This window comes from Paenibacillus sp. F024 (genome assembly GCF_057814255.1).
This window is the reverse complement of sequence record NZ_JBVASZ010000001.1, coordinates 156,280-178,623: the sequence shown is the minus strand read 5'-3', so window position 1 is coordinate 178,623 and position 22,344 is coordinate 156,280. Positions and strand designations below refer to the sequence as shown.

The following is a 22,344-nucleotide window of genomic DNA, read 5'->3' as shown; positions in this document are numbered from 1 at the left end:
CGTGTGAATTGGTTAATTATTATTTTATGCTCCATATGGGGGTTTAATTGGGTCGTGATGGATATTGGAGGACAATATTTTCCGCCGATGATGTTCTCCGCCCTGCGTTTTCTGGTAGGATCCTTGGTCATTTTCCTAATCATTTGGTTCAAGCGGATTCCGCTGCCTAAAAAAGAAGATTGGAAATGGTACGCCATATGCGGATTTCTACAGATTACCTATATCTATACAGTATCCCAATATGCATTTCATTATATGGATACGGGACTTGTATCTGTATTGAATTTTACGATGCCCCTATGGTTGACGCTCATCTCTCCTTTCTTTATTCCCGGTGAACGCTTAACAAAAATAAAATTAACGGGAGTCTCTATTGGGATTATCGGACTGGTTATGGTCATGGAGATTAATCCCGCTCAGCTTGATGGGGATGGAACAAAGCTGTGGATGGAATTATTAATCCTTTTGGGAGCGGTAGGCTGGGCCTTTTGCAATATTATCATGAAAAAAGTGCTCCATTCCCATGATAAAGTTCAGTTTACAGGGTATCAAATGTTGATTGGAGCCATCCTGCTGCTTCTGGGGTCGTTGGCTTTTGAAAGAAACGATGCCGTCACCTGGAGTACGGAGGGCGTGATCGCTATCCTCTTCGCAGGAATACTTGCTTCTTCCTTGGCTTATGTATTATGGTTTTATATCTTAACCAAAATCGAGGTTACGAAGGCTTCCATGAGTTTATTGCTAGTTCCTGTTGTGGGGGTATTTTCCAGCTCACTCGTTTTTCAGACACAATTGAGCTGGAGCGTCCTGATAGGGATTATTCTGATTCTTTCGGGTATCGGAATTGTTAACCTTAAACCGGGTCAACCTCGACAGAGTGTAGCTCTTAAACAGTAGATATAACATAAACGAGCAATGGGCCTCATCCAAGTCTTCAACTTGGATAAGGCCCATTGTTCGTTGAAAAAAGTACTAAAAAGTATAATCTGATAAATCCGAAATTACAAAAAATTAATTCCGGTATAACAATCCGATGATGTTTCACTGTTAATTTAAAAATAGAGTTAATAGTAAAGTGTTTCATTTCCGAAGCTCGTGCAACGATTTCAGCTGAAAAGGTTGTGCTAGCTTTCATATGGGTAAGTGGTTAGGTGCTGAAAACGGGGGCGAGCCCGCCTATGATCATATTTTTAATACAGCGGATTTTTTCATTATTTTGGAAGCTGAAAAGATGACGGACAGCTACAAAAAGATTTCCTAAGGTGATTTGACATCATCTAACCGGAGAAGGAGGATTTCCATTGTACGCCTGGATAGGAAAAATAACAAGGCATGAACATCGATATAACCGATGGATGGGTTTAATCCCCGGTGGGCCGTTCTTTCAGCTTGTTATTTTTTAAGCTGGGTGCTCTTTGTGTTCACGGTAAAATGGAGAAAAAAGGTGCTGGGGAATATGATGAAGCAGCTGCTTCAAGCAACCGGTACATTCCAGCTATTACTGGTATTTGTCGCAAAAGTATCCCTGCTTGACTGTGGCTACGGCAGAAAGCAAGGAGCTCCGTCCTTTGTATCTAAAGTTTCAGCAGATGGGCTGCTGCGGGTTAGATTACGATGACGTCCCGCCTCTGCAGCTTACTCGCAGGCTGCGAAACCATTTAAAACAAAACGGTCTAGTCTTCCTTATGGGTGATTTTTATCGCCGCAGCTTTCCCCCTGCAATGTTTTTCAACAGAGCAACAAGGAGCCCTCACGGTACGGCACATCTCGCATTGGAATATGGTATCCCGGTCATTTCTTTTCACGGATACCGAACCAAGGGTATTCGCCACCGTCTCGTTTTTGACGAACCCTTATATTTAAACGAACAATATGAAACCCATCAGCGTTGTGAGGCGACCAATGCTTTAAATAAGATATTGGAACAAAAAATCGAAATGACTCCTGACCAATGGTTCTACTGGTTTAATGTTGAGGAAAGATGGGGAATTCATCAGGAACAAAATGACTGTAACGAAGGAATGGAATCCGCTTCTTAACATGTATCCAGTTACAAGACTAATGGTATTGTGAGGATGATGAAGAACATGGATACAGGGAGCCATCTGATTATTGGAGCGACTTTGGCGGGACTTGCTTATTTGGATCCTGTAGTGGCGCATAATCCAGGTTTGGCCCAGGCTGTTATGGTAGGAACATTGATTGGCTCTCATTCACCCGATTTTGACAGTAGCTTGCGGGCGAAGGGATTCTCGTATTATATCCGGTTTCACAGGCCTCCTTTTGTATAATGAGAGCACGTATGTCGGGTTGTATGGGTAATAAATATACCGGCCTTGAAATGAGGTAAAGTGCAGCAGTGCCTTCTGCATAGGGTGCTGTTCTTTTTTGTGTGAAGAAGCTTAGAGCCGTCATTTGTGAAATTAACTCGGCATGTTCCAAAATACGGAACGGTTATCTTGTTTAATCCGCTCAAACATACGAAGATAAATAAGTAATCATCTCGTATTTTACTTTTGTCAAGGAGGTCAATAGCGTATGTCTGACAATGCAAAATTGAAAACGTTTACCTTTCTGACGCTTGTAGCTGTATTTGTGATCGGGTGCAGCGCCAAGCCGGCTGTGACAACGAAGGAAGCGCAAGGGCAAGCCAATGGAGGGGTCGCTTCGGCCCCGGTCTCCAGTCAACCCATAGACCTCCGATTCATGGCTGCTCCGCAATCCGGTTCATGGTATCCGTTAGCCGTAGGGATTACCGAAGGGTTGAAGAAGAACATGAGTAATGTAAAGCAAGTCAGTATTGAACCCGGTGGCGGTGTAGCTAATGTTATTGCAGTTAACGGAGGGAAGGGGCAGCTGGGATTCTCTCAGGCGATGCCGACAGTGGACGGTTACGCGGGTAATCCTCCGTTTAAAGAGAAGAATGAGAATGTGCAGTATGTCCTCTCGTTGTTCCCGCATACCACACATATCGTTGTGTTGAAAAATTCCGGGATCACCAACATCGAAGATATCAAAGGCAAAAAAATCAATGTGGGTCCTAAAGGGTTATTGACCGAAGATATTGCAGCCAGAATTCTTAAGGCCTATGGCATGAGCTATAAGGATATGGGGAGCGTTCAGAACCTATCCTTTGCAGATTCCGTGGAGCAAATGAAAGACGGGCGCTTGGATGTATTGTTCTGGACGGTGCCGTCACCTTTTGCGGTATTGACCGATTTGGCTCAAAGCAAAGATATGGAATTGCTACCGATTCCCGAAGATAAAATCAATCAAATGACCTCGTCCAATCCCGGTTTGGTTCGAGCTGCTTTGACGAAGGGAACCTATAAAGGACTGGATCACGATGTGGTTACCGTTCAATCCCCGTTAGTCGTTATTGCCAATAAGAATGCATCGGAGGATTTGGTTTACCAAGTGACAAAAACCATTTACGACAATCTGGACGAGTTGAAGAAAATCGATCCTGCCATGGGACCGGTGACTAAGGAAAAACTGCCGGTGGATATTGGCGTACCGATGCATCCAGGGGCAAAGAAGTTTTTCCTGGAAAAAGGCTTATTGAAATAATACGCCGGTGTAATTCATCACTGAATTTTCCAAGAAAGGCTTGGTGAACATGCAGATTTTCTTGAAAAAGCTCGTGCTATTCATAACGTATGCCTTTAGCATTTATCATCTGTATACGGGGTTCTTCGGAACGTTCGAAACATTCTTGCAGCGTTTTATACATCTGTCTATGGCTATGCTGCTTATATTTTTGCTGCATCCGTATAAAACCGGAAGCCGCATCGTGAACATCATTTCTAACAGTACTGCAATGATGTTGACGGTACTTTCCATGGGTTATTTATATTTGAACTATGATTACATACTTGGCGAACGATATCCGATGATTACGCCCTTATCCGCAACGGAGACCCTGCTGGGTATCGCGATGATCGCTTTGGTTTTGGAGGCTACGAGAAAGCTTGCCGGGCCGTCATTGCCCATTATTGCCTTAGTATTTTTAATCTACGGGTTTGCCGGCCCTTATTTGCCGGGCATCCTCGCGCATGCCGGATACGACTTGAGCAGTATTATCGATTTGAATTACATGGGGACGGAAGGGACCTTCGGCATTCCGCTCGGTGCGAGCGCTTCCTATATTGCTTTATTCATTTTATTCGGCGCATTCCTTGCCAAATCAGGCCTTGGGATGCTGTTGATGGATCTTTCATTAGGCTTGGCCGGTCATACGAAAGGCGGTCCCGCCAAGGTGGCGATCATTGGGAGCGCTTTGCACGGAATGCTGTCGGGCAGCGCAGTCGCAAACGTCATGACGGTGGGAACATCGACCATCCCGTTAATGAAGAAAACCGGATATAAAGCACATTTCGCGGGTGGTGTGGAAGCTGCAGCTTCCGCCGGCAGCCAAATCATGCCTCCGGTTATGGGGGTTATTGCCTTTATTATGACGCAGTACACGGGTATTCCATATATCGAAATCGCTTTTTATGCACTTTTGCCGGCTCTGCTGTATTTCTGGGGAATTGGCATTATGGTTCATTTGGAGGCTGTGAAGCATGGTCTGGAAGGGATTCCAAGAAAGGAGCTTCCGGATTGGAGGTCCAGCCTCAAGCGCCGCGGTCATTTGCTGCTGCCGATTGTAATTATGCTTGTTTTATTAGTATTAGGTTATAGTCCTTCGTACTCTGTAACGTACTCCATATTAAGCATCATCATCATTTCCGCATTGCGCAAAGAAACGAGAATGAAATTTCAATCGATACTGGATGCGCTTCGGGACGGAGCCAAAGGCATGCTGATGATTGCGGTAGCCACAGCGACGGCAGGCATGATCAGCGGTATGTTCGGCCTGACCGGCCTGGGACTGCGTTTTTCGGTATCTCTCGGGGAGCTGGCGGGAGGGAACCTGCTGCTGGCGCTCGCCTTGACCGCTCTAACCTCCTTTATATTAGGCTTGGGGCTTCCTCCGTCGGCTTCTTACATCGTTCAAATTGCGGTTACCATTCCTGCGCTCATCTCCGTGCTGGAGGTAACCGGTGTAGATGCCATTGCTGCGAATGCGGTACTTCTCACTCATATGTTTGTCATGTATTGGGCTTCCATAGGGGTCATTACGCCTCCTGACGCTTTGGCGGCCTTTGCAGCCGCGGCCGTAGCCGAGTCAAAACCGATGCTAACCGCGATGTCCGCCACTCGTCTTGCTTTTGTGGCATACGTCATTCCATTTATGTTCGTACTCAATCCCGCTTATTTGATGATCGGCAGCTATGGGGAGATTGCATTGGCCATATCGAGCGGAATCTTGGGCGTCGTTGCTTTTGGTATTGTCTTTCAAGGCTATATTCATCACAGGATCGGGTGGTTCCGACGGTGCTGGGCTCTTGTGGCGGGGGGGCTTATCGTTATTCCATCTCCTTCATGCAACATTGCAGGTATGGGTTTAATCATTCTCCTGCTCATATTCTCTTATGTATATAGAAGAAACGAAGCCGTTTCTTTGAATAGGTCTGTGTAAGAACTATGCCCGTCTTAATTAAAGTTCCGTGGACTTCGGTCCGATCCGCTGTTTATATCTTGTCGATCATCGTCTACCTGATGCATACCCTTTTCCATTTCCAAATGTTGAAACCGTTGTTGTCTGTTCTGGCTGTGGCGGCGATTGTGATTTCCATCCCGAAAAGCGGGAAGGGCACCCTAGTGTTCACCCTGCTTTTCTTGGGTGGGGGAACATGGTTTTTATTGCAAACCGGTGCAAGTGTGTATACGTACATCATGTCTTTCGGAGACATGCTTTACCTGCTGTCTCTGTTTGCCATCGTTCCTGTCTTGGCTGTCCCGATCCGAATCGGAAGGTATAGTGAAGCCATACAGCTGCTCTTGGAACGGAAAAAGAGGTCCGATGTTCAATACTATGGAATGATTACCGTCATTTCGTTTCTGCTGGGCAGCTTTCTCAGCTTGGCCACGGTGCCGATCATGTATCACGGCATTAAGAATTCTGTAGCCAAATGGGCAGGGGAACAAACCGATAAATTTGTTTTGTCGTCCATTATTCACGGTTATGCCGTATCGGTTGCATGGGCGCCGGTATCAGGTGTGTTGGGAGTTGTACTTACGATAACCAAAGTGGAGTGGCAGGACATTATGCTGCCGTTATGGGGAATCAGCATCGGAGGATTAGGCGTCAGCTGGTTGATTTACCTGCTATTCAGATGCCTTGGTCCACGGGTCCATTTTGTCGCTGGGGAAATGAATCAACCGGCTGTAATGAAGCAAGAGGAATCGGAGATTGCCGCGGCCTTGGATTCCGGTGGGGAGAAAGCGGTGAACCCAACTATGAAAGTCGTGCAGATATTTTTGGCTATAGTATTGCTGGTTGTTCTTGGCTTGATCTTGAGCCAAATGCTTATACTGAGTATGGTTCTGATCGTCACGGTGATCGCACTGCCATTTGCTTATGCATGGTCGCTTTTGTTAAAAAAAGGTTCCCTATTTATGGAGGGAACCTCCTCCTATGTGAAGAATCAGCTTCCGGCGATGTCGGAGCAGTTTGCGATTTTTTTAAGCGCGGGCTTTTTTGTGAGAGCCTTGAATGATTCCGGCTACCATCATGATGTGAATCAGTACTTTGTTGATTTAAATCAGCTGCTGGGCGGCACCGCTTTTTGATTTTACTTCCGCTGCTGACGGTATTCTTTGCGTTTGCCGGCATTCATCCCATTGCTGTCATCACCCTGTTAGGTGAATCGCTCCATCCGAAGCTGCTCGGACTATCGCCGGAGCTTCTAACGATTGCACTGACGGGAGGAGCAGTACTAACCTTTCTGGTGGGCCCGTTCAGCGGAACGATCGGTGTCGCATCTTCCCTGATCGGGAAAAGTCCGTTCCGGATTGCAGGCTGGAGCGCTTGGCAGGCGTTGGGCTTCTTGATGGTGTTGGTTGCTGCTTTATTAGCTTATTAGTTGAGCTTCCATAAGGGCCTAAGCCGTTACCGGAACATGACTCACCAGACGGAGGGTTTCCAGTAAACTGTTTGGGGAAGCCGTCCCTTTGCCGGCAATATCCGGCGCGCTGCCATGACCGACGGTACAAAAGAACACAGGGGTGCCGATCGTAAAGGCGGTAATTTTATCGAATGCTAACAGCTTGATCGGCAGATGGGCCTGATCGTGGTACATCGCTACGTAAGCGTCGTATTTGAGCTGACGGTGCTCAAGAAACAAAGTGTCGCTTCCAAACGGTCCAGCAGCTTGAATGCCTTCCCGCTGAGCTTGAAGTACAGCCGGTTCAATGTCATCGATTTCTTCTGTACCGAACATTCCTTGTTCACCGGCATGCGGATTAATACCCGCTACTGCGATTTGGGGCGTATGAATGCCCATGCCGCGTGCCGCTTTATCGGCCGCTTTTATCGCTTTGAATACCAGCTCCTGGTTGATCATTTGCAAGGCCCTTCGCAGCGATACATGCAGAGTAACGTTCACAATGCGCAGCTGGTCGGAGACCAACATCAAGAAGGCTTCCTCGGGCTTTGTGCCTGTTGCCTTGGCGACATAGCCGGGATATCCGTCAAATTCGATTCCGGCAAGCTCAACCGATTTCTTGGTATGGGGTCCTCCGATCACCGCATGCACCTTGCCGGCTAATGCGAGCTGTACTGCCTTGTCTGTATACTCCAGCATGGCCAGCCCATCCTCAGCGGCATGTTTTCCAATCCTCAGCCGGTCCATCTTTACGTTAGGAATATGTATGACATCGACAACCCCGTGTTTGAACACAGCCTTGTCCGGGTCTGCAATCGGATGCAGTGTTGCCGGAGCCTGCAATAGACTGACGTACCATTCCAGCACGTTTTTATCTCCTATCAGAATCGGGTTGCATATTTCATAAATGGTTTCGTCCAAGAGCGCCTTTAAGGCAATTTCCGGACCGATCCCGGCCGGATCGCCGATGGTTATGGCAATGATGGGTTTTTGCGCATTCATTAAGGTTTTTCCTCCTAAGCATTCATTTCGTTTCGTATGATTCATAAGATAGCTTTTTATGCGTTACACAGGAAGTTCCTTGTTCAAGCATGTGGAAAAGAAAATGATATCGGAGGGATTTGTAATGAAAATGATGGAAGATTCGATGACTTCAGTCCACAAAGCTATTCGGATTTTAAGGGAATTTTCGCAAAATGAGCCGGAGCTCGGAATCAGTCAACTGAGCAGAAGATTGGGAATAGCCAAAAGTACCGTTTCCCGTTTGATCCACATTTTGTGCGATGAAAATATGGTCGTTCAAAATCCGGAAACCCGAAAATATCATTTGTCCTTAACGGCGTTCGAGATCGGTTCGGTCGTCTATCATGAGATGGAATTGTGTCAAATCGCTTTTCCGCTGCTGCAAAAAATGCTGTCATCCGTGCAAGCCGCCATCCAAATGGTTACTTATGACAAAGGAGGGATTGTTTATCTGTTAAAGCTTCCTGAGCAGCGGGACGGTAAAATTTTAAATGTCATGGGCAAAAGGGTTCCGGCGCACTGCACCGCTTCGGGCAAAGTGATGCTGGCGTTCCAGGATGAAAGGGAAATCAACCGCGTGCTGAACACTCAATTAAAAGCGTTTACCCGCAAAACCATCACCGATCCCGATAAATTGCGCGAGGAACTGCAGATTATCCGCAAAAAGGGCTATGCCGTTTCTCGCGATGAGTTCAATCAGGGTATGAGCTCTGCAGCCGTTCCTGTATTTAACGACTACAACGCGATCCTCGCTTCTATCTGTATATTGAGGCCAACCGGACTGATTACCGATGCGAACATTACGCCATTATTAAGAGAATTGCGGATGTACAGCCGTCTGATTACCGAGCAGCTGGGCATGGAGCAAACGAAGAAGCTTCGTTTTTCGCAATAGAACGGTGAATGGGAAAAGCAAAATAATATTTTGTGTTCCACATCGCTGAATACTCTGCTATCTATCGGACCTCGGCTTATCTAATATAAAAGTACCAACATTCCAATATGAAAGGAAGATGATCATGTCGAAACTTGGTGCTTATACGAGCGAGCAAATCCGTTGGCCTGAAGAAGGGTTTACCAGAGTTCCTTATCAGGTTTACATGGACCCGTCGGTATACGAGCAGGAGCAGCTGAAGATTTACCGCGGACCCACTTGGAACTTCCTGGCTTTAGAAGCGGAGCTTTCCCAAAACGGTGATTACAAAACCACCTTTGTCGGCGATACGCCGGTCGTCGTTACCAGAGACAGTGACGGTGAAATCAGAGCCTTCGTCAACCGCTGCGCGCATCGGGGGGCAACCGTTTGCATGGATTCCTGCGGCAATACCAAAACCTTTACTTGCGTCTATCACGCATGGGCCTTTGATGCCAAAGGGGATCTGAAAGGCGTTCCTTTCCGCCACGGAGTCGAAGGGAAGGGCGGGATGCCGAAAGACTTCGATCCATCCAAGCATTCCTTGCAAAAGCTGAAAATCGCAACCTTCTGCGGTGTCATCTTCGGATCCTTTGATCCTCATGTTGTTCCCCTGCAGGAATATCTCGGTGAAAAAATGTGCGGGTACATCAAGCGAGTGTTCCATAAGCCGGTACGCGTTCTCGGATATAACCGTCAATCGATGAATAATAATTGGAAGATTTATTTTGAGAACGTCAAGGATTCGTATCATGCAAGCATCCTTCATACGTTCTTCAGCACCTTTGGTCTGAACCGCCTTTCACAACGCGGCGGAATCGATATGGACGAAACCGGTATGCATCATGTGAGCTATACCTACGGTTCATCTGACGAGAATGAGGATACCTACAAACAATCCAATTTACGTTCCTTCAACTCCAAGTATAAACTGGAAGACCCTACCATGCTGGAAGGCAGAAAGGAGTTTGCAGACGGAATCACACTTGCGATCCAGTCGATTTTTCCGGGTATGGTCCTGCAGCAGATTCATAATACGCTTGCCGTCCGGCAATTATTGCCGAAGGGACCGGAAAAGTGCGAGCTGCATTGGACCTATTTCGGTTATGAGGACGATGACGACCAAATGACAACGATTCGGATGAAGCAGTCCAATCTGGTAGGTCCTGCCGGTTTTGTTTCTTTGGAGGACGGAGGAGTGGGTGAGCTCGTACAAAGAGGCATCCTCCGCGATAAGGAAAAAAGCTCCTTTGTGGAGATGGGCGGAACAACGGTACAAAGTCAGGAATTCCGCGCGACCGAAACATCGATTCGCGGTTTTTGGAAGCGTTACCGCGAGTTAATGGGATATTAAAGCAAAGGAGTGAAGAACCATGAAACTGCAGGAAGTAAGTGCATCCGCATTTGAAATCAAAGCGGCTATCGAGGAATTATATCACACCTACGCGGAATGCATCGACAATGACGAGCTGGAGCAATGGCCTGAATTTTTTACAGAGGAATGCTTATACAAAGTGATCTCAAGAGAAAATTACAACCGCAATCTGCTGACATGCGTCATTTATTGCGACAGCAAAGGAATGCTGAAGGACCGGATAACGGCCCACAGGCACGCGAACATTTATGAGGCGCATACCTACAAGCATGTCGTAAGCGGGATCCGCATTGCAGGTCAAGAGGGCGATACGTATCTGGTCCGTGCCAATTATGCCGTTTTTCAAACGAGACAGGATGGCATTACAGAGGTCTATAATGTAGGTAAATATGTCGATAAGGTTGTTTTTGTGGAAGGCGAAGCGAAATTTAAAGAAAAATTGGCCGTCTATGATACCGCTATGATTCCGACGCTGCTTGTGACGCCGATTTAACAGGAGCGACATATGCAGGTGGATTCAGTCGTATTAGGCCCTTATGCTATGAATATGTACTAGGATTTCCGGCATAAGCTGTCTGCAGCAGACAGCTTATTTGTCTTTATCCGCATACATACAAGTCAAGATTATATAAGAAAAATTCAATCCTGAAGCAGTGATCGTCATCACAAAGTCAATCCTTATGCTACAATAAAGAATAAATCTACCCATTTTTGTAAAAGGAGGCATTGGAAATGAGTCATACACCGAGTTCGATAATCCATGAACCTTTTATCCTGGAGGCGGGCCAGCTGGAAACCGGTGAACCGCTTTATATTCGCGGTGAGGTGAGGGCAGCGCACGGGATGGAAGACAACGCCAGACCCGTTGTTTTTATCAGCCACGGTTTCAAAGGCTTTAAGGATTGGTCCTTCTTTCCGTACATCGCGGAGCGCTTTGCCGAGGAAGGCTTCATCGCGGTCACCTACAACTTCACCTGTAACGGGGTAAACGAATGGGATTTTGATGAATTGGATAAATTCGCGGTGAATACTTATTCGCGAGAGCAGGAGGATCTTGCGATTTTGCTTCAAGCTCTTGAAACGGGGGATTTACCGCTGGCTTCACTGGCCGATCCGCGCCGACTTTATTTGCTGGGTCACAGCAGAGGGGGCGGAGGGAGCATCATTTTTGCTTCCGAGCATCCTCAGGTGAAGGCTGTCGTCACTTGGAACGGTATTGCTTCGGTCAATCTGTTTGACGATGCGTTCAAAGCGCAGATTGCCGAGCATGGCGTAGCCTACGTGACGAATATGCGAACAAAACAGGATATGCCGATCAAATCGAGCTTTTATGAGGACTTGTCCCGCAACGAAGAGAGGTTTGACATCGTCAGCCGTTTGGCCGAATTAAAGATTCCGGTACTGCAGGTTCAAGGAGGCCAGGATTCTCCGCGGCTGAAGGAAGGCTTTGAAAGGCTTCGCCAAGCCGCACCGCAGCATCGCATTTTGACGATTCCCAGCGCGAATCATACATTCGGAGCCGTTCATCCTTTTCAGGGTACGACAGAAGAACTGGAAACGGCATTGGAAGAAAGCATTCGCTTTTTGAAGAGTCAAGGTGCATAGAGCAATATCTCATACTTTGAACAAGAAAAAGAACAGCCGTACCTGTCTCAAAGGCTACTGCTGTTCTTTCATATGTGAAGAAGCTTCCTAATTTGCAAAAGGCTTGTCGGTAGAGTCGAAACGGTTCATATCAATGCCTTTCCAAATATTGTTGACCACAACTTTGTCGGGCTTGTCAAAAACGAGAAAAGCCGTCGGCAAATACCGCATGCCGTAGCTGCTTGACGGGCGGTTGACCACCTTGTTGTCTTTGACCAGTACGGAGGAGGATCCGCCATCCAAATTGGCGGCGGTCACAGCCCCTTTCTCAAGAAGAAGCTGCTGCACATCGTATAAAGTCGCTCCTATGGAGTAGCCGGGCTGACGCCCGTCGATGACGACGAAAAGAATCGTTCCGTCCTTCTTTTGAGCCATACAAGTCCTTGGTGCGATCCCCCAGCCTCCGGCCTCATTTTTGATGAGTCCTTTTCCATTCACAATAAATTTGGGTTGAAAGGTCACCGCATCTTGAACGCCCAAGCGCAGCAGCTCCGCCGGTGTATAACGCCCCGCCACCATGATTCCGTTCTTGTCAAGTCCAACGGCATTAACCGGATCGTTCATACCGACATCACTGTAAAGCAGCTTGCCTCCCGACATTACAATCCCGGCCGGTTTAAAGCCATTGCCATCCCAGTTCGGGTCGTCAAAGGCTCCGCCGTTCACGCCGGCAATGGCTCCCGTTCGTTGGACCATGCTCAAGATTTGTTCCCCTTGTCCCACGATGCTTGTCGTCACCACTCGAATCATTTTGGGATCACTGACGGTAAGGATGTAACCTTTATAACGTTGGCCTTCAATAGGCTCGACTTTCACATCGGATTTAGAGCGGGAGGATAAATGAACGAGACCGTTATCTTTTACCATCCCCATTTCATCAAAGCTTTTGAAATATTCGTCGACCCGGCGGTTCATTTCCTCTTCACCTATAAGGTATTTGGCATATTCGCGATGCTGAGTCGTGATCAGGGTATCGGCCGCCATATAGCGAAGTTCGGTTCCCGCCGGTGTCAAGAAGAACCAGGCGAGAAACCCGAGAAATACGAAAAAGACCAGGAGCAGGAAATATCGTATAGGATGCTTGCGCTTTTTTATTGACGGCTGTCTATTATGCTGCAGCCTTGTTGTCATTTGCTTTCCAACTTTCTATAGTTGTTCTCGATCAAGAATTAAACCCTAAAAAGGATACCGGATAAAGCTTAAAACAAGATGAAAATACATGTCAAAGTTAAATGTTACATAATGACGAGCTGAATTTTCGAAAAAGTGATTCCCTCACTTTTTTTCATTAAATTTTCATAATAGAGGCTTATACTCTAATCATGAACCACAGGCTCCAAGGAATAAACGCAGGGTATCGTTGGGGAAAAAATAACACTGCCGAGAGCGCAAAGGGACGAAGAAATGAAAAGCATACTGTTAATTGAAGATGAAAAAAATTTAGCCATGTTTATAGAGATGGAGCTTCAATATGAATCCTTTTCGGTTACCGTAGCTTATGATGGCCAAACGGGACTGGAATTGGCCTTGAAACAAGATTGGGACATCATTTTACTCGATATTATGCTGCCTGGATTGAACGGACTGGAGGTGTGCCGCAGGATTCGGGCCGCCCAAAAAACACCCGTCATTATGCTTACCGCCAGAGACAGTGTGCTTGATCGTGTCACCGGATTAGATAGCGGAGCAGACGATTATATTCCCAAGCCGTTCGCCATCGAGGAATTGCTGGCCCGGATTCGGGCTGTTTTTCGTAGAGTGGATATGACGGAGGAGCCCAGGCATCACATTCTCGCTTTCAACGATATTCAAATCGATGTGGATGCAAGAAAAGTGACGAGAGGAAATGTAACGATTGATTTGACAAAACGGGAGTTTGATCTGCTGGTTATTTTGGTGCAAAATGCGAACATTGTGCTGACCAGGGATACGCTGCTTGACCGGGTATGGGGCTTTGATTCGAGGGTGGAGACCAATGTAGTGGACGTCTATGTAAGATATTTGAGGAACAAGCTGGATCCCTCCGGAAAGGAAAGCTTCATTGAAACGGTTCGCGGGATCGGGTATGTCATCAGATGATACGAAACATTCAAAGCTATATAACTCAAATGCCAATGAAAAGGAAAATCGTGTTATGGTCTTCCTGTATGCTGATTCTGTTGTTCGCTGCTTATAACTTAGCACAATATATTGTAATTAACCAGTGGATGATTTCGCGCGAAAAAGCATCCATTCAAAAAAGTATGGGAGAGCTCCAAGATTATTTTCAGGATAAAAAAGGAGAGCTCAATGCCCAAAGCATTATCAACAGCACCAGCTTTATCGAAAAGGTAAACGAATATAATCAGCTTATTCGTATTTTAGATGCCAATGGTGAACCGATTGTCACGGTTACCGACGAGCTTCCTTCCGATATGGTCGGCCCGCAGGCTTCCGACCGTACTTTAATGATCAGTCTCTGGCATTATGAGGATCATCTGTTAGTGATGAGGAGCCCGCTGATTTCGGGCTCCTTTCAAGGCACCATTGAGATTGTAAATAATCTGGAAACCTTTGATCAATGGTCCCATGCCATTTTATGGGTCATGATGATCGCCGGCTTAGGTGCGGTTTTATTGAGCGGGTTCGGTGGACTTCTTTTGGCAGGACAGCTTTTGAGACCGATTCAATCCCTTGCTGATGCGATTCGGAATGTCAAAATGAGAGGCTTGCAAGAGCGTGTTCCTTACAGCGGCGCCAATGATGAATTGCATCAGCTTGCCGCTTTGTTTAATGACCTGATGAGTCAGCTGGAAACATCGTTTATTCAGCAAAAACAGTTTGTTGAAGATGCCTCTCATGAGTTGAGAACGCCTATTTCGATTATAAAAGGCCATCTTTCTCTATTGCACCGATGGGGTAAGGACGATCCGAAAATCCTGGAAAAGTCACTTGCAGTCTCGCTTCAAGAGTTGAACCGTTTGGAAGGGATTGTTCACGAATTACTTGCACTGACACGAGCCGAACAGAATGAACATTCCGGGCTGCCTTTTGAAAATATACATCCAGCTGATCTGCTTCAACAAACGGTAGCCCGGTTTGGCGTATTGCATCCCGGGAGGGTAGACTTGGACTTAACATCCCTTAACAGCCAAGCCATGATTAGAATCGTTCCGCAGCAATTGGAACAAATCATTCTTATTTTGCTGGATAATGCCGTGAAATATTCCATTGATGAGCACCAGATTCGTATTGTGGGGGAGCGGCGTGACCACGATCTGATCATAGAAGTGATTGACAAAGGAATAGGTATCCCAACTGAGGATTTGCCTTATGTATTTGACCGGTTTTATAGGGTAGATAAAGCTAGAAGCCGAGAAAAGGGAGGGACCGGTCTGGGTCTAGCCATTGCCAAGACTCTAGTTGAAAAAAATGGCGGTGAAATCTCGATGACCAGCGTGGAGCATGAAGGGACGCGAATCACGTTAAAGTTTCCGTTGACAAAAAAATAAAGAAAGAGTTGAAGCAAATGAATTTACTTCAAGTTGATTATCAATTATTTGAAATGGTTAATCATTGGGGAGCCGTTTATTTGTTATTGAATCCGGTCATGAAATTTTTGGCCGAATACGCAGAATACTTCTTTTATTTGGGTATTATCGTATATTGGTTTACCCGGACAGAGCGCAATCGTAGGATGGTCGCCGAAGCTTTAATCTCCGCATGTATTGCCATGGGCTTCAGCGCAATTCTGGGGCATTTCTTTTATAGAGACCGTCCGTTTGTAACGCACGCCGTACTGCAGCTCATAAAGCATCCGGCTAATGCGTCGTTTCCAAGTGATCATGCCATTGGAGCCTTCGTTATTGCCACCACGATATGGCTGTTCCGACCCAAAGACGGGATGCTATGGCTGGCTGTCGCTTCACTTATCGCTTTGTCCCGTGTTTGGACAGGAGTCCACTATCCTTCGGATGTGTTGGCCGGAGCTGTGATCGGTGCTGCCGCCGCCGCAGTTATTCATCAGCTGTTCTCCATTTGGCGCCCTGCACAAAAAGCCTTGCAATGGGCTATGCAAATCTATGAAACAGGGGAGCAAAAGCTTTGGGCCAAAAAGGACAATAATAAGCCCTTGAATTCTTAGCGGAAGAATACGATGGAATCGGTTGGGAAAAATACTGAAGCTTGATTTCGTATGATGAAGGGATTTGATCTGTTGGACCGGATAATTCGTTATTTTCCAAACCTTTTTACATTATGTAATTTAGGGAGCGGGATCGTTGCCTTAGTTTTCATTGTTAATCATCTGCCGCTTATTGCTACGCTATTCGTAGTCTTATCAGCCATATTTGATATGCTGGACGGCAAAATTGCGCGAAGTCTGAAGGTGACGAGCGAATTTGGGGTAGAGCTTGATTCCTTGGCGGATATCGTTAGTTTCGGTGTCGTGCCGGCGTTGGCGCTTTATGAAACCATCCCAAGTCAAGCGGCATCGACGATCGCATTGATGGTTTTTCCCATGGCGGGAGCCCTGCGATTGGCTCGCTTCAATACACGTCCCACCAAAGGTTATTTTGAGGGCTTGCCTATTCCCGCGGCGGGATTGCTGGTGTGTTTGTTTTTATGGCTCCCCTTCGTTTATGGATTTGCTGCTTATATCGCGCTGATTTTATCGATTCTAATGGTGAGTAAGATCCGTGTCAAAAAGTTTTAACCCGATAAAAAACAGCTTTCATCTAAGCCCTCCAGACCTAAGTTTGGAGGGCTTAGATGTCAGCGAAGGCGTGGAAAGGAAATCCAGCTAAGAAGATTAATTCGTGATTTTTACCTTTCTCCCGAACTTGCCCCATAAATTCCCCCAGAAATCGTTCCCATTTCAAGCCGATGTCTTTTTTAGCGCTGTCGTTCTCAAGCACGCTTCTTACACTTTGGTTTAATGCCGATGCCGTTTCCAGATTGGGTTAAAGCCTCCCGTAAATGAAAATCGATGTTTTGCTCGGTCATTCCTGAATTCTCCTCATCTTTTATAGGTTAAGGCTGAGGTATGGCCAAATAAAAAAGTTAAAAATTCACTCCAACATTTGGCATTCTCCTCCAGCGCTTCCGTGGACTGAAAATCCAACTTGATTTGAATGAACGCTTTTTCCAAGTGCGACGCGGCTTGATGCAAGTGGTAATGAACCTTATGTATATCCAAGCAGTTAACCTCCGATCACCGTTATTCCTGATCAAGCAGCGCAATTTTCTTTATCCAACTGCTGCTTCATTCTTTCAAACGGAGCTTCGGCAATAATGTCTTCCACTTCTTCACGTGCCATTTGAACCATGGATCTCGCGCGGTCAACCAAGCCGAAGCCCATCTTCAAACCGGCATCGGCAAGAGGCAGCAAGGTAGCTTTCGCAATAGGAAGCAGAGTGGAAGCCGCCAAAGTCAGTGCTGTACCTACGATCAGTTTATCGATGTTTTATTGAATCATTTTGTCATCACCCTCGGTTTGTTAAATTGGGATATGGGAATGCATCCTGCTGAGGGCTATGAAACCGCAGCAGGAAATTCATGGCTTGATAGTAATGCACGGCTTTCTTGCTTTCTTGAAATAAGGGACAAGACCGGCTTAGATAAAAGCGATACCGATGACTGCTACGCCGATCACTGGAATCCAATGCTTTAATGTCAGAGGCGCCGTATGGAAAAAGCTTGCGAATGGCGGGAAATATAAAGCCAGAAGTAAAGCCATCCATGAAACGCCTAGGGCGCCAAGCAGGAATCGATCTATCATTAATTAACGGCAACATTTGAAATTTTAGGTTGAGGGTGGTGAAGTTTTCCAATTGAATGAGAGAGAATTAAGTGATATGATGAGTTTAATATCATATCATATGAGTGGTGATGAGAATTAAAGAGCTGGCAAGCACAAAAGTATTAAATGAATTGACCCGAAGGATTGAGAGGGAGGAGTGGAAATCCGGACAAAAGCTGCCCTCACTGGCAGCCGTAGCCAAGGAATTTCAAGTAGGCGTTTCCACCGTGCGTGAAGCTTTGCGGATTTTGGAGAACAAAGGGTATATTCTTATTGAGCATGGCAGAGGGATGTTCGTACGTAATTCTAATGTCTGGAAACAGGATAACACACTGGACCTCATTCGACTTCCTGTAGGAGATATGTTTTCCTTGCAGGAATTTCGCGCTGTTCTTGAACCGGAAATGGCAGCGCTTGCAGCGGAAAGGGCGACCCCCGGACAAATGGTCAAGATCAAAGCGGCCGCTTCAAAAATGATCGATGATGTATCCAGAAGCGAAGATTATTTTGAAGCGGATATTGCTTTTCATGAACATATTGCCGAAGCTTGTTCGAATGAAGTCATGGCACAGGTGATGAAGGGAATCTCGGATTTGCTCCTGGAGAGCCGCAGGAAAACCACACGTATTCCTGGAAGCGCCGAGAGGGCGGCACATTTTCATATGCTGATCGCGTTAGCCATAGAGCAAAGAAACGGAGCGCTTGCCAAAGATATGATGAGAGTGCATCTTCAGGATGTTCGACAGGACTCAATGAAGCTCAAGGAAGGTATGGAACCGCCGCAACCAATTGATACCAAGGAATGGGAGAGAAGATCATGAAAACAATCCAGGGGTTTAATCCGTATCAAGGTAATGTACAGGGGAAGGCCAACGAGCCTATTACGGTAGCCGGGCTTTTAGACCGCGCACGACGAGGCCTTGGCGGAAAATACGAAGGAGGGGAACCGGATTGGACCCTTGAAAATATTTATGACCGGCTGGAGCATAATTCTCCGAGGATCGCCATTATCGGCGGCTCTTCCGATCATCCGGCCCATATTTTAGATCATGAAACGGTCTTTAAAGCCGCATTGAAAATATGGCAAGAGGGTGGTTTACCGTTTTATTTCAGCACTCCGGTGCTTTGTGACGGAACAGCGCAAAACAACATGGGCATGTCCTATTCGCTGCAAAGCCGAAACGCGATTGCGGAAATCGTAGTCAATCAAATGGAAGCGCAATCATATCATGGGGCTTTTGTGATTCAGGGCTGCGATAAGCAGCCGTTAGGGGTTTTAAGCGGTCTTGCTCATTTGGACCGGGTCCGGCGTGAACGCGGGGAGCATCATGTGTTTGCTGCGTTTGCTCCTTCGCATGTGCTCAAGGGAGGTACGATTCCCGAGGATTTGAAGCTGGAATTGGCGGGGCTAGTATCCCAAGCGGTTGCAGCGGGATATGACGATATTGCCGCCGACATTGAGGATGCCATGAGCTATATCCTTCAGTGCTCCTCCAATACCTCCTTCCAAGGGGTTTTTGAACGTGCTGTGGAATGTGGACTTTTGACGGGGGAAAGGCATAAGGATTTTGAAAAGAGACTGGCTGTAAGCACCTGCGATTCCAAAGGCGGCATCTGTGCATTTCATGGAACGGGCAACAGCTCCCGGGACGTAACGACAGGCTTCGGATTGGTATGTCCGGAGCTTGAGCTGCTGACCGAGCCGCCGACGCAGGCTCAAGTAAACAAAGCGATCGAAGCTTTGTTCTCCATCATCGATCGTCCGGAATGCAGCGTGAGCGAATTGGTCCGGGCCAATATTACCAATGTGATCCGGATCCACAGCTCCGCCGGAGGCTCTACCAACTTGATGATGCATATCGTTGGAGCGATGATCTATGCCGGGTATGACTTTACGCTGGAGGATATGGAGCGCATCGCTGCTGAACATCCGATTCCGGACCTGTTCGACTACAGCCTGACGGAGGGAAGAGATATTTTTGCATTGGCGCAGCAGTGCTGTTCGGGCCAAATTCGCGGCATGGAGACGCTGGTGTATGAGCTGACAAGAAATGGCGTCCCTATGGCTTTGGATGCGCCGACGGTGACAGGCCAAACCTGGAGAGAAAGGCTGTCCAATACCGAAGGCTTAAGCGCGGACGGTGTGAAGGACAATCCGATCATCTTAAGCAAGCCCAAACGAAGCTTCAGCGGTGTCGATGTCCTCAGGGGGAACTTTTTTAACCAAGCGGTGGTTAAAATCAGCGGCATGCCTACAAAACAGCTCGATCAATTCGATAATAAAGTCGCGTTTGTGCTTTATTATGAGAATGAAGAAGAAGCGAACGAGCATTTATTGGATGTGAACATGCTGGATCGCCTTAAGCTTAATCGGAGCTTCGAGCTTGAACAAATGAAACAAATGGCAGCTTATAACGCCTCCGTGTCTTTGGATGAGCTGCAGGCGCTGGACTATGATGAGCTGTTCGACCGCATGATTCGGGAGGAATGGCTAAGGCTGGCCGTCATTATCTCCGGTCAAGGCCCGGAAGCCTTCGGAATGCCGGAAATGATGACGCCTATGCAGCATATTAACGCCCATCGTCAGTTAAAGCGTCTGACGACCTTAATCAGTGACGGCCGCTATTCGGGAGTGACCTTTGGGGCTGCCGTAGGGCATATGACACCGGAAGCTTTTCATGAAGGAGGGCTTCTGTATCTGCAAGAGGGAGATCTGCTGCATTTGCAGTTCCGCAAAAAGCGCATCGATCTGCTAAATCCGCAGAGCTTTGCTATGGGACGTATTGATATGGACGCAGGAGAGCTTCGTGCCGGGCGGACCGAGCTTGGCCTATTCCGCATGGAGAAGCTTCGCAAGAGACAAAAGCGTGTAGCGGCATCGAACCGGCTGCGCGATTGTACGGACGCTTCCCGCGGTGTCGTACCGATGGGAGTCGCATTGGATGCGGAGCTGCAATGGAATTAATTTCTCATCTATCATTCCCACTCTGTACACGAAGCAGGGGTTTAGACGGAACCTGGCCAACGGCCGGGTTTTTTCTTTTTTAGGTGTGTTAAATCTAATTGCTGATATTCAGCTTTAAAAGAAAACCCCCGCTTTTAAGGTAGATAATTGAACTATCGATTCTATAAACCAATTGTGCTGCGTGTCGCGTTTTGTATGCCTTTGTAGAGAAAAGAATAAGTATCGTATTACGAAAAATTTCTTTATAATATTAAGTATAGTCATTTTATAAAAAACAAAATTAAATATGAGTGAGGATGCTATGCCTATGCAGGACACAATAAAGAACGAGCGAGATCGTTTACTTGCTTTGCACCATTATCACATACTTGACACTCCTCCGGATAGTACTTTTGACAAAATAACAGCTCTTATTGCACAGCTTTTTAATGTACCCATTGCACTAATAAGCCTAGTAGATACGAATCGAATTTGGTTCAAGTCCCATTATGGATTAGACATACAAGAAGTTGAACGAATTCCCGGGCTTTGTGCTTCGGCCGTTCTTTACGATGCACCCTATGTTATAACTGATGCCATTACTGACTCTCGGTCGTTAGCAAACCCTTTGGTCACGGGTGCGCCTTACATACGTTTTTATGTTGGTGTTCCGCTGAAAAACAGCGATAATCAGAATATTGGTGTACTGAGTATAATTGACTTCATATCTCGTACAATCACGGAGCAGGAGATCCATATACTACAAACTTTCGCTCAAATCGTCATAGATGAGATCGAATTGCGCTTGGCTGGAAGCCGCATTAGCGAACTAAATAAAGAACTCCTCAAAACCCAAGAAGAGTTAAAAATGAAAGTAACCCTTGATTCTCTAACTGGCCTATGGAACCGATCTGCCATAATGTCGCTATTGGACAAATCGCTGGCCTTAGCCAAACGAGAAGGCAAACCGCTGGCTGTTATGCTTGCCGATATCGATTTCTTCAAAAATATCAACGATAGCTATGGTCACATTATAGGTGATCATGTTTTAGTCGAAGTAGCAACACGAATGAAGGCTGCCGTACGAGAAAGCGACAGCCTTGGGCGCTTTGGAGGTGAGGAATTTTTATTGGTCATGTATCCTGGCAATATAGAGCAAGCTAAAATTACTGTGGAACGTATTCGGAATGCTGTCAATAGAACACCTATTAAGATTGGAGATACGAGTGACACAGAGCTCTGTGAAATCAATGTTTCCATTAGCGCAGGTATCTACAGTACCGAATTCGAGTCTAGCTTCGAGGCAAAACGGCTCATTAAGTTTGCCGATGATGCACTTTATTCATCTAAGAATAACGGTCGAAACCTCACTACGGTTTGGTCTGATAATTAAAGCAATTACTAATAATCCCCCAGATTGATCTTTCTCTTTATTTTTATACCAAATATATCCAAACCATGCTGCTCCACCAACAAATAAGGTACGTATAAGCAAATATACAATTACAATGATTTGAATGATAGAAAAAAAAATATAGTTTTATATTTCTTTTTCTTTAATAACTTACTCAGGATAGCAAATGTTATCGGAACTAAATCATACATAATAATATAAATGAAATGCCCCGGAAGCCTTCAACGAATAAATGATGATTCGGAGGACTGATAAGAAT

General features: G+C 46.4%; 23 protein-coding genes. 18 read left to right on the top strand and 5 right to left on the bottom strand.

Features of this window, described 5'->3' with window-relative positions; all coding sequences use genetic code 11:
• The first annotated feature begins 3 nt into the window (after nucleotides 1-3).
• From ACZYR9_RS00860 to ACZYR9_RS00830, 7 genes are all read left to right on the top strand, one after another.
• The gene (locus ACZYR9_RS00860) at nucleotides 4-897 is read left to right on the top strand and encodes a DMT family transporter (protein ID WP_488976559.1); all 894 of its coding nucleotides are present in this window, start codon (nucleotides 4-6) and stop codon (nucleotides 895-897) included.
• A 671-nt stretch (nucleotides 898-1,568) separates the two neighbouring features.
• The gene (locus ACZYR9_RS00855) at nucleotides 1,569-2,039 is read left to right on the top strand and encodes an LpxL/LpxP family acyltransferase (RefSeq protein ID WP_488976558.1); all 471 of its coding nucleotides are present in this window, start codon (nucleotides 1,569-1,571) and stop codon (nucleotides 2,037-2,039) included.
• A 48-nt stretch (nucleotides 2,040-2,087) separates the two neighbouring features.
• A complete protein-coding gene (locus ACZYR9_RS00850; protein WP_488976557.1) occupies nucleotides 2,088-2,291 on the top strand; it encodes a metal-dependent hydrolase in 204 nt (67 codons plus the stop codon).
• A 247-nt stretch (nucleotides 2,292-2,538) separates the two neighbouring features.
• Entirely contained in the window at nucleotides 2,539-3,570 is a 1,032-nt protein-coding gene (locus ACZYR9_RS00845; protein ID WP_488976556.1) for a TAXI family TRAP transporter solute-binding subunit, read from the top strand.
• A 49-nt stretch (nucleotides 3,571-3,619) separates the two neighbouring features.
• Nucleotides 3,620-5,524 (top strand): TRAP transporter permease, encoded by a 1,905-nt coding sequence (locus ACZYR9_RS00840; protein ID WP_488976555.1) that lies wholly within the window; start codon nucleotides 3,620-3,622, stop codon nucleotides 5,522-5,524.
• A 59-nt stretch (nucleotides 5,525-5,583) separates the two neighbouring features.
• Nucleotides 5,584-6,678 carry a hypothetical protein gene (locus ACZYR9_RS00835; protein WP_488976554.1) on the top strand — a complete coding sequence of 365 codons (1,095 nt, stop codon included), beginning with the start codon at nucleotides 5,584-5,586 and terminating at the stop codon, nucleotides 6,676-6,678.
• Nucleotides 6,675-6,971, top strand: a complete 297-nt coding sequence (locus ACZYR9_RS00830) for a hypothetical protein (RefSeq protein WP_488976553.1) — start codon at nucleotides 6,675-6,677, stop codon at nucleotides 6,969-6,971. The genes ACZYR9_RS00835 and ACZYR9_RS00830 overlap by 4 nt, the downstream gene beginning before the upstream one ends.
• An 18-nt stretch (nucleotides 6,972-6,989) precedes the next feature.
• Here ACZYR9_RS00830 and ACZYR9_RS00825 read toward each other — a convergent pair whose 3' ends face one another.
• Nucleotides 6,990-7,994 (bottom strand): PdxA family dehydrogenase, encoded by a 1,005-nt coding sequence (locus ACZYR9_RS00825; protein ID WP_488976552.1) that lies wholly within the window; start codon nucleotides 7,992-7,994, stop codon nucleotides 6,990-6,992.
• A 124-nt stretch (nucleotides 7,995-8,118) separates the two neighbouring features.
• Here ACZYR9_RS00825 and ACZYR9_RS00820 point away from each other — a divergent pair, with 124 nt between their 5' ends.
• The 4 genes from ACZYR9_RS00820 to ACZYR9_RS00805 all read left to right on the top strand — a co-directional run bounded on the left by ACZYR9_RS00820 (nucleotide 8,119) and on the right by ACZYR9_RS00805 (nucleotide 11,908).
• Nucleotides 8,119-8,910, top strand: a complete 792-nt coding sequence (locus ACZYR9_RS00820; RefSeq protein ID WP_488976551.1) for an IclR family transcriptional regulator — start codon at nucleotides 8,119-8,121, stop codon at nucleotides 8,908-8,910.
• Nucleotides 8,911-9,034: 124 nt separating this feature from the next.
• Entirely contained in the window at nucleotides 9,035-10,282 is a 1,248-nt protein-coding gene (locus ACZYR9_RS00815) for an aromatic ring-hydroxylating dioxygenase subunit alpha (protein ID WP_488976550.1), read from the top strand.
• 19 nt (nucleotides 10,283-10,301) lie between these two features.
• The gene (locus tag ACZYR9_RS00810) at nucleotides 10,302-10,796 is read left to right on the top strand and encodes an aromatic-ring-hydroxylating dioxygenase subunit beta (protein WP_488976549.1); all 495 of its coding nucleotides are present in this window, start codon (nucleotides 10,302-10,304) and stop codon (nucleotides 10,794-10,796) included.
• Between the two features lie 239 nt (nucleotides 10,797-11,035).
• Nucleotides 11,036-11,908: an alpha/beta hydrolase family protein gene (locus tag ACZYR9_RS00805; protein WP_488976548.1), complete on the top strand. Its 873-nt coding sequence runs from the start codon at nucleotides 11,036-11,038 to the stop codon at nucleotides 11,906-11,908.
• An 87-nt stretch (nucleotides 11,909-11,995) separates the two neighbouring features.
• Here the strand turns inward: ACZYR9_RS00805 and ACZYR9_RS00800 are convergent, their stop codons facing one another.
• A complete protein-coding gene (locus ACZYR9_RS00800; RefSeq protein ID WP_488976547.1) occupies nucleotides 11,996-13,078 on the bottom strand; it encodes a phosphodiester glycosidase family protein in 1,083 nt (360 codons plus the stop codon).
• Between the two features lie 273 nt (nucleotides 13,079-13,351).
• On the opposite strand from ACZYR9_RS00800, the gene ACZYR9_RS00795 reads away from it, so the two are divergent.
• The 4 genes from ACZYR9_RS00795 (at nucleotide 13,352) to pssA (ending at nucleotide 16,640) form a co-directional block, all read left to right on the top strand.
• Nucleotides 13,352-14,026, top strand: coding sequence for a response regulator transcription factor (locus ACZYR9_RS00795; protein WP_488976546.1), 675 nt, complete (start codon nucleotides 13,352-13,354; stop codon nucleotides 14,024-14,026).
• 50 nt (nucleotides 14,027-14,076) lie between these two features.
• Nucleotides 14,077-15,438: a HAMP domain-containing sensor histidine kinase gene (locus tag ACZYR9_RS00790; RefSeq protein WP_488976545.1), complete on the top strand. Its 1,362-nt coding sequence runs from the start codon at nucleotides 14,077-14,079 to the stop codon at nucleotides 15,436-15,438.
• Nucleotides 15,439-15,455: 17 nt separating this feature from the next.
• Nucleotides 15,456-16,070: an undecaprenyl-diphosphatase gene (locus ACZYR9_RS00785; RefSeq protein WP_488976544.1), complete on the top strand. Its 615-nt coding sequence runs from the start codon at nucleotides 15,456-15,458 to the stop codon at nucleotides 16,068-16,070.
• Between the two features lie 69 nt (nucleotides 16,071-16,139).
• A complete protein-coding gene (gene pssA / locus ACZYR9_RS00780) occupies nucleotides 16,140-16,640 on the top strand; it encodes a CDP-diacylglycerol--serine O-phosphatidyltransferase (RefSeq protein WP_488977118.1) in 501 nt (166 codons plus the stop codon).
• Nucleotides 16,641-16,943: 303 nt separating this feature from the next.
• Here the strand turns inward: pssA and ACZYR9_RS00775 are convergent, their stop codons facing one another.
• The 3 genes from ACZYR9_RS00775 to ACZYR9_RS00765 form a co-directional block, all read right to left on the bottom strand.
• Nucleotides 16,944-17,123 carry a hypothetical protein gene (locus ACZYR9_RS00775; RefSeq protein WP_488976543.1) on the bottom strand — a complete coding sequence of 60 codons (180 nt, stop codon included), beginning with the start codon at nucleotides 17,121-17,123 and terminating at the stop codon, nucleotides 16,944-16,946.
• A gap of 31 nt (nucleotides 17,124-17,154) precedes the next feature.
• Nucleotides 17,155-17,355 (bottom strand): DUF5132 domain-containing protein, encoded by a 201-nt coding sequence (locus ACZYR9_RS00770; protein WP_488976542.1) that lies wholly within the window; start codon nucleotides 17,353-17,355, stop codon nucleotides 17,155-17,157.
• A 186-nt stretch (nucleotides 17,356-17,541) separates the two neighbouring features.
• Entirely contained in the window at nucleotides 17,542-17,664 is a 123-nt protein-coding gene (locus ACZYR9_RS00765; RefSeq protein ID WP_488976541.1) for a cation transporting ATPase C-terminal domain-containing protein, read from the bottom strand.
• Between the two features lie 152 nt (nucleotides 17,665-17,816).
• Between ACZYR9_RS00765 and ACZYR9_RS00760 the strand changes: the two genes are divergently transcribed.
• From ACZYR9_RS00760 to ACZYR9_RS00750, 3 genes are all read left to right on the top strand, one after another.
• Nucleotides 17,817-18,548, top strand: coding sequence for a FadR/GntR family transcriptional regulator (locus tag ACZYR9_RS00760; protein WP_488976540.1), 732 nt, complete (start codon nucleotides 17,817-17,819; stop codon nucleotides 18,546-18,548).
• Nucleotides 18,545-20,692 (top strand): dihydroxy-acid dehydratase domain-containing protein, encoded by a 2,148-nt coding sequence (locus ACZYR9_RS00755; RefSeq protein ID WP_488976539.1) that lies wholly within the window; start codon nucleotides 18,545-18,547, stop codon nucleotides 20,690-20,692. The genes ACZYR9_RS00760 and ACZYR9_RS00755 overlap by 4 nt, the downstream gene beginning before the upstream one ends.
• A 307-nt stretch (nucleotides 20,693-20,999) precedes the next feature.
• Nucleotides 21,000-22,064: a sensor domain-containing diguanylate cyclase gene (locus tag ACZYR9_RS00750; RefSeq protein ID WP_488976538.1), complete on the top strand. Its 1,065-nt coding sequence runs from the start codon at nucleotides 21,000-21,002 to the stop codon at nucleotides 22,062-22,064.
• The last annotated feature ends 280 nt before the right edge of the window (nucleotides 22,065-22,344 follow it).